This window comes from Marinilabilia sp. (assembly GCF_016278715.1).
GTDB lineage: Bacteria > Bacteroidota > Bacteroidia > Bacteroidales > Marinilabiliaceae > Marinilabilia.
Genome location: NZ_JADQBH010000116.1, coordinates 1 through 7,198, shown reverse-complemented (window position 1 = coordinate 7,198; position 7,198 = coordinate 1). Strand labels below are relative to the sequence as shown.

Below are 7,198 nucleotides of genomic sequence, written 5' to 3'. Positions count from 1 at the left end.
TAATTCCTTTTTGCATTTTTGACTGGTGGAAATGAATTGTGCAAACAAGTTTTTTAAATCAGGTTCTTCGGTTTCATTTGATGCAGTTTCATATCCTTCAATTCTATCGTTATTGATAGTAATGAGCGAGTTTAGCACTTCAATTGCTTTTTCATTTCCCAACAAATTTTCGGCATCATTCTTTGTGCTTCTGATTTTTTCAGCAAGTGAATCATGCAATTTATTATATTGCAATTTTAGTTCATCCACATAATGGTTGCTTTTATCCATGATTTGTTTGCGGGACTTTGAACCTTTTTTTGGTGCGAATAAAATACCAGCTGTTGCACCAATGGCAAGTCCTGTCAATGTTCCTAATGTTGTTTTTCCTGTACTCATAATTGATTTTTGTTTTAAGCTTCACAGACTCCCGGACGGGAGCATGGTGAAGCGGATTAATTGATTTTTATTTATTTTTTTTACCTGAGAAAATTTTTATCAGGAAACATACTAATGCTGATACAAGCAATAGGTGAATTATTGCTCCAATGCTATAGATAAAAAAACCTATTGCCCAGATAATTATCATTACTACTGCAACTATATAAAGAATATATTTCATGGCTTTTTATTTGGCTTCACCTTGTTCTTTATATACAGACCAACTCATTTTTCCTTTTTCCGAAATTGCAGCTTAATCTGCTTTTCCTTTGCGTTCTTTACTTACTGACTTGTTGTTTTCCTGTACAGATTTTTCCGTTCTCTGAGTTGCCTTGGCTTTTTTTTCAGAAAGCCATTGGTTTGTTGAATATGTTTAAGAGCTTGGCAATAAACTGCTTTCAATTCACTGTTTACGCCAATGAGTAACATTCGAATAATCGCACCTACAATCTTCAGGTGACTTAATTCTTCGGTAGCAATATCCATGAGCATATCATACACATACGGATTTGATTTTCAGCATCCAACTGCATGAACAAAATATTACATGGCTGCTTTTGGTTATCCATTGGGTTGGGTTCACCAAGTTGTTCATGAAGTAATTTGGCAAAACGCTCATCGGGTTTAGAAACTCTTGCATTGAACTGTAGGTCTTTTACATGATGGAACAAAGTCTTAATTTTTAGCGTTTGAAAAAAGATGTAAACTTTATTAAGGCCTAAAAATATTGCTGTTTATCGTTTGATGCGTTACACTTTTTTTAGAAAGAGTTGCATAATTACCACATTCCTTTATGAATAATTCGTTAAATTTTTGGATGGGAGTAGTAAATCACAAAAAAATCATAATGTTGAAAGAAGATATTGCATTATACAGGGTATATAAGAGAAAGCGGGTTTGCTGTCAGCTTCTGGCTGTTAATTCTTAGCTTTTTGTTTATCACACTTTCGGTCGCATTGCCACCCCCAAAAGGGAGAGATGAGGTTACATTTTTCCCTTGTGTTGCCCCGGGCTTTGGTGTCTTACTCCTTTTAGTCTTTTTTTTGCAAAATATTTCATGGTTCCTCCTGAAGACACTTTGTATTGGGAGCTCCATGGTTTGGATTGTTCTGTGATAGAAATGATGTGATGAAAAAGAAAAAAGCTGCGGAGCTGTGACAGATTCTTTTTAGATTTGTTTGGTTCTAGCTTGTCCAGGGTGGGCTTTCAGGCTGCTAAATTAATAATCTGTCAAAGGAGAAATAATTCGCAGTTCTTATAGAACATTCAAATATGTGAATAATATAAATTTTCCAATTAATAATATAACACTTCCCGGAGGTAATGTGCTTAGTTTTATATCTCTATCTTTTTTATCTGTAGCAATTAAAGCATTAAGATATGAAAAGGAGATATGGTAGTTTGCTTATATTTATCGCAGTTACTGTTTTGGTATTTGCGCTGGGAATTTTGTTTCTCCAGGTTTTTCTTCGCGGTTCTGTTACGAGCTATATAGAGAATTTACTGGAGAAAAAAATTGGCAGTGAGCTTAATCAGTCAACAGGTGATTCCCTTGTGGTTAATATTCAAAAACTTGAATTCAATGGGTTTCCACTAACAGTATCAACACCTGATATTTCAATATATGCAGAAACCGGGGTGGATAATGCAGATAGTTCTGCTATGTTATACACCAAGGTTTATGAAGCAGGAATTATCAATCTTGAAATTTCCCTTAAACCGTTGGTGTTAATTGCCCTGGGTCAAAAAAAATTCAATGTTAACTGTTTTCAGGCAGATAGTGTTTATTTCCGCACCAAACATCTTTCTGAAGAGCCCGGAGTTGTTTCCAATACCCTTCAGGAATTTCAAATCGGGCCAATTCGCTTTAAAGGAAAAATTGAGTTGCCCGACGATAAAGGCAACGGCAATGAAAGCCTGACATTTGAAAGACATTCATTTCAGGCCGCAAATCTCTACGCCTATTTGCCTCAGAATCTGAAATCTTTTTACATCGACAGTATTTCGTTTGACGGCACCAGGGAGAACCTCAGGATGGAGAAGATAGTAATGCTTCCCATATACCCCAAAGAAGAGTTTTTTCGGCATGTTGAGTTTGAAACCGACCGCATCGAGACGCATTTGGATAATATTGACGTTAATGGCTTTCGGACATACAAAAAGGATGGCAGGAGAGGGGTGATAGTTTCCCGTGTAAATATCAGCAAAGGGGTTATAGATATTTTTCGTGACCGGAGGCCTCCGTTTAATGAGGAACAACGTCCCGCCATGCCTGTGAGATTAATTTTGTCTGCACCGATCGATTTATATTTCGCTGAGATAAATATCAGTGAAACGGATATTCTCTATTCGGAATTTCCTGAGAATGGTTCCGAATCCGGGTTTCCCGAAGCTACCGGAAATGTAACGTTTAACCGGTTAAAAGTTACTGTGAAAAATATTTCAAATATCGCTGATTCTCTGCAAAACGACAGTACAATGCAAATTAAGGCAGAGGCATTTGTTTTTGATGATGCCTTGCTTCAGGCCGATTTCAGATACAATCTCAAAGATATTAATGGTGGTTACACGGCCGACGTAAAATTATCCGAATTCCGGTTTGAAATCATTAATCCAGCTATTTATCCGCTTGCCGGCATAAAGATTGCTGAAGGAATTCACTCCAGTTCTGTGTTTTCATTCACGGGCAACGACGTAGCATCGCGAGGAGAGTTGTATATGGGATGGAATGGTCTTTTGCTGGATTTAACCCCGGAAGCCGGTGATTTTATCTCAGGTCTTTCCAAATCATTTGGAAAAATAGTTTACCATCCATCCAGTCCCAATAATGAAAATAATGAACCTTCAGGGGAGATTTTTTTTGAACGGGATATCAAGCGGTTTGTTTTTCATTACTGGTGGAATTGTTATCTGTCAGGCATTAAAAAATCTGTTTTGCGTGATTTCGTTTCATCATAGAATTTGCTGTCACTATGCTATGTAAGTCTTTTTTTTAAAAGCAATAACACAAAAGAACGAGTCTTGGCCCGATAGCTTACGTTTGACTTGACACTAGATTTGTAATGTGGATTTATTCAAAAGGGCATGATTTGAGAACTGCTTCCAGGTAAAGATCAGAGGCAAAGCTTTTATTGATATGGAGAATCCGTTGACCAAATATAGCTGAAAATATACTCCGTACTTAATGCAAACGACTGAATCCAGTATTACCCAAACGCCGAATGCCGCAATAATTGCGTTCCTCGCCCAGCGTTCTTTCCGGTGAAACGGATACCACGCAATAAACGCGAGTAAAATATAAGCACAAGCTATTGTTGCACCTATGGGCCCCCAAATAAAAGCCCGGAAAGGCTCAATGGACTCGGGCATTGATTTCCCAAAACCAAAAATTTGGGCAAGTGCATTATTGTAGGGCAAAAAGAGTGGATTACTGCCATAAACGGCGAACGCAATTCCAAACAGCGCGAATAGCACACTGCTGTAGAATAGCCATCGTTGCCAGAAAATAAATGATTTCATAGTGGTTTAATTTAATTAAGAATTTAAATTATTGGTGTCCGGTTTGATGCTTTCGCTCCACTGCTGCAAATACATATTCAGATTTTCGATTTTCAAGGTAGCCGAACGCAATCCAATGTACATATCCGGGCGAATAAGGTAATATCCGGTGTTCGTAATCCCGAGGCTTGTGTAAATGCTATTTGTTTCGGGCCGGGGTTTTAACAATACAACTGCCAGGTTGTACTTCTCTGATATTGATTTTATTTCAGATGTTAACTCCTTTGCAAACACTAAAAGCGTAAATCGGGTTGCGGGTAGAATCTGGTGGCTGTTTGTATTTTTGTTGTCGTACATAAAATCCACGTAGGGGAGTCGATATCCGGGTTTGGGAGTCCTATGAAGAAATAATTTTTCAGATTCTTCGTATATGCCAAAAGCCGGCTTGTAATGAATGTCAATCTGCGAAATGGATTTAAAAAACTTCAGTCGCAATTTTTCTTTTTTTTCCAGCTTCGGAAATATCCTTTTTAAGAACATTTTCAGTATAAATGTTCTAAAAATACTGACAGCGTTTGTTGTATTTGTTGCCACTCTGAAAACCGCATCGGCATATCGTGCAAATCCTTTTGAAATACCGAGCCGTTCGGTTGAGTAGGAATCGAGCAGTTCCGGTTTTGCATTTTGCTTTAGTACAAAAGCCAGTTTCCAGGCCAGGTTGTGGGCATCCTGAAGCCCGGTATTCATACCCTGTGCGCCAACCGGAGTGTTGACATGTGCCGAATCGCCCGCTAAAAAACAGTTTCCAATCCGAATGGTAGGGGGGTATTTTTGTTGTGAATGCGACACTGAAAACCATTCGATATCCTGGAGTTTAAAATTCAGGTTGTTCCAGTGTTGAAGTCCTTTTGTAACCGTCTCCAGTGTTAAAGTTTCAGATTTTTTTACTTTTCCGGGAAAACTGCCATCTACCCGCCATCGTTGGTCTTTTAGTGGGAAAAACCCGGCAACTGATTTTCTGGAAAATGCAAAGGTGATAACGCCTGAACCAAAATCTGAAATTGCTCTACCATCGAGTATAAAAATTGGTCTTGAGTACGCTTTGCCGTTAAACGGAATATTCAGGAAATTCCGGACAGCGCTTTTGCTTCCATCAGCACCAATTAAATAATTTGAAGCTATTGTTTGCCGGGAGCCATCGGGCATGATTACCTCGGTGGTTATCCTGTTTTTATGTTCTGCAAATTTTCTAAATTGAACATTCCTTTCGACATAGCAGCCACGTGCTTTGAGGAATTTTAGCAATAATTTTTCTGTTTGCGATTGTTCGAGCATGAGCAGAAAAGGAAATTGAGACAGTTCTCGGCCGATATCTTTTATGGAAGTGCCTGCTATTTTTTTTCCGTTATACAGAATCTCAATTCTATCGGCAATAGTTCCTTCCTTTATGGCATCACTTGCAATGCCCAACTGCTCAAATATCTCCAGGGTCCGGGCCTGCACAATCAGTGCTCCTGAATTTTGCGAAGGAGAGGAGTTTTTATCAATAATTCGAAACGAAACATGGTGAACAGCTAACTGGCAGGCCATCATAAGACCTGTCGGGCCGGCACCAACAATCAGGACTTCTGTGGTATTATGCGGAGATAGTTCCATAATTCGTGTCTGTCTGTTAAAGACAATAGTCCGTTAAAAAAAAGCTTAAGCGCTGCTATGCAAAGCATTTATTATCAGGGTGTTGCAATAAATGCCCGGCATTGCACAATTTGCTCTTAAACAGGCATTTAAAAAGGTTAAACGGACTATTGTTAAAAATCACTTGTTTCGTAACGCTTGTCGCTTAAATTCATTTACGAAAAGTAAGCTCCGTTTTTCCGATTACAAGGAAGCGGAATAGTCCTCTTTTCTGAATGATATAGTTTTTGATATTTGCCTTCTCAAATAGATTTTTAAGTTCACTTCTTTTAAACGCCCGAAGCACAGAGACCGGACCATCGTTTTTTGCCAGATTAGTTCCGTTCAATAACCGTGTAAAAAACCAGGCGCTGTAATAAGCCATCCAATTTCGTTGCAAGTCGTTGATTACAAATCCGGTTGTGACTTTTTTTCGGAACCAAATGAACAGTTTTATGAGTTCGTCTTCGTTTAAATGATGGCAAAACAAAGAACAAAGAATAATATCAACGGTTGTATTCCGATCAATAAGTTCCTGATAGTTCCCGGCAATGCCGGTGATTTCCGGATATGCACTGCAATGTTTCCGCATATATTCAATTACATTCGCATTCATATCAACACCTGTCAATTTAACACTGAAATTGTTTTCGCGCGTCCAATTAGCAATAGCCCTTAACGAATCACCGCTTCCGCATCCAAGATCCACGATGTGATAGATTTTGGTGTGATCGGTTACCAATTGTTTTACACCTTTCAATGAAATGGCATGACCTCCTGTGGTTCTATTCAAGATATCAAGCTCCCTCAGGTTTTTGAAAAGTATATCCTGCTGGATATTCGTTTCATCAAGCAGTTCTTTTTCATGGGAGCGGTATTTGAATTTTGCAGGCATCGGAATACTTCCGTTTTAGAGGTTTGATACAACTTTTTGTTTATTTCTCTTTTCGGTTATTGATTTGGTTGAACCGGACACCTCATTTTTGTTTGGTTTCTCAGCCATGTTCTTAACATAGGTTAGCAGTGCCGTTTCAATACTTAATCCGGGGCCAAACCCAATTGAAAATATTTTATTGCCATCGGTGTGTTCAGTCTGCATGATTTCGTTTAGCACAAACAGAATGGTTGACGACGACATGTTTCCGTACTCAGAAAGTACTTCATAGGAATACTGCATATCCGAATCACTCAGTTGCATTTGTTTTTTTACGGAATCAAGTATCTTTTTTCCTCCTGGATGTATGGCCCATTTATCGATAGCTGAAGGGTTTGTCTTTAACTTATTGCCGGCCTTCCTGACAATTTCCTTCACCTCGTTGCCAATAAATTCGGGAATGCCGCCATCAAGAACCATTTCGAAATTCACTGGCGTAATATTCCAACCCATTAAATTTTTGCCTTTATTCAGTAGCAGGGAATAAAATCCATCCATTGATAATCCTGACTGATGATTTTTATTTGCAGCCCTGTCGGATACAACAACTGCAGCGGCAGAGCCATCGCCGAAGATGGTGTTGGCCAATAAATTATCGGTATTGTCAACTGCCTGGAAATGTAGGGTGCACAGCTCTACACATACAACCAGCACTTTAGCATTTTCATCAGT

8 protein-coding genes are annotated in these 7,198 nt (G+C 38.8%); 1 reads left to right on the top strand and 7 read right to left on the bottom strand.

The window, feature by feature from the left end; translation table 11 throughout:
- The 3 genes from QZZ43_RS07000 to QZZ43_RS06995 form a co-directional block, all read right to left on the bottom strand.
- The coding region (locus tag QZZ43_RS07000) for a YtxH domain-containing protein (protein WP_291857402.1) at positions 1 to 378 on the bottom strand (378 nt) is incomplete at its 3' end.
- 67 nt (positions 379 to 445) lie between these two features.
- Positions 446 to 601, bottom strand: a complete 156-nt coding sequence (locus tag QZZ43_RS19585; RefSeq protein ID WP_367221340.1) for a lmo0937 family membrane protein — start codon at positions 599 to 601, stop codon at positions 446 to 448.
- Positions 602 to 702: 101 nt separating this feature from the next.
- Complete coding sequence (locus QZZ43_RS06995) at positions 703 to 912, bottom strand: manganese catalase family protein (RefSeq protein ID WP_291857400.1); 210 nt, start codon at positions 910 to 912, stop codon at positions 703 to 705.
- Between the two features lie 888 nt (positions 913 to 1,800).
- Between QZZ43_RS06995 and QZZ43_RS06990 the strand changes: the two genes are divergently transcribed.
- Positions 1,801 to 3,378, top strand: coding sequence for a hypothetical protein (locus tag QZZ43_RS06990; RefSeq protein WP_291857398.1), 1,578 nt, complete (start codon positions 1,801 to 1,803; stop codon positions 3,376 to 3,378).
- Positions 3,379 to 3,471: 93 nt separating this feature from the next.
- Here the strand turns inward: QZZ43_RS06990 and QZZ43_RS06985 are convergent, their stop codons facing one another.
- The 4 genes from QZZ43_RS06985 to QZZ43_RS06970 all read right to left on the bottom strand — a co-directional run.
- Positions 3,472 to 3,939 (bottom strand): hypothetical protein, encoded by a 468-nt coding sequence (locus QZZ43_RS06985; RefSeq protein WP_291857394.1) that lies wholly within the window; start codon positions 3,937 to 3,939, stop codon positions 3,472 to 3,474.
- Positions 3,940 to 3,954: 15 nt separating this feature from the next.
- Positions 3,955 to 5,574 carry an FAD-dependent monooxygenase gene (locus QZZ43_RS06980; protein ID WP_291857393.1) on the bottom strand — a complete coding sequence of 540 codons (1,620 nt, stop codon included), beginning with the start codon at positions 5,572 to 5,574 and terminating at the stop codon, positions 3,955 to 3,957.
- Between the two features lie 190 nt (positions 5,575 to 5,764).
- Positions 5,765 to 6,487, bottom strand: coding sequence for a methyltransferase domain-containing protein (locus QZZ43_RS06975; RefSeq protein WP_291857391.1), 723 nt, complete (start codon positions 6,485 to 6,487; stop codon positions 5,765 to 5,767).
- A gap of 15 nt (positions 6,488 to 6,502) precedes the next feature.
- On the bottom strand, positions 6,503 to 7,198 hold a 696-nt coding region (locus QZZ43_RS06970; protein WP_291857389.1), incomplete at its 5' end, for a 3-oxoacyl-[acyl-carrier-protein] synthase III C-terminal domain-containing protein.

What these genes read in the sequence shown, in the direction of transcription:
- QZZ43_RS06995 (WP_291857400.1), bottom strand. Translation starts at nt 912, where the DNA reads ATGCTCATGGATATTGCTACCGAAGAATTAAGTCACCTGAAGATTGTA.
- QZZ43_RS06975 (WP_291857391.1), bottom strand. Translation starts at nt 6,487, where the DNA reads ATGCCTGCAAAATTCAAATACCGCTCCCATGAAAAAGAACTGCTTGAT.
- QZZ43_RS06985 (WP_291857394.1), bottom strand. Translation starts at nt 3,939, where the DNA reads ATGAAATCATTTATTTTCTGGCAACGATGGCTATTCTACAGCAGTGTG.
- QZZ43_RS06980 (WP_291857393.1), bottom strand. Translation starts at nt 5,574, where the DNA reads ATGGAACTATCTCCGCATAATACCACAGAAGTCCTGATTGTTGGTGCC.
- QZZ43_RS06990 (WP_291857398.1), top strand. Translation starts at nt 1,801, where the DNA reads ATGAAAAGGAGATATGGTAGTTTGCTTATATTTATCGCAGTTACTGTT.
- QZZ43_RS19585 (WP_367221340.1), bottom strand. Translation starts at nt 601, where the DNA reads ATGAAATATATTCTTTATATAGTTGCAGTAGTAATGATAATTATCTGG.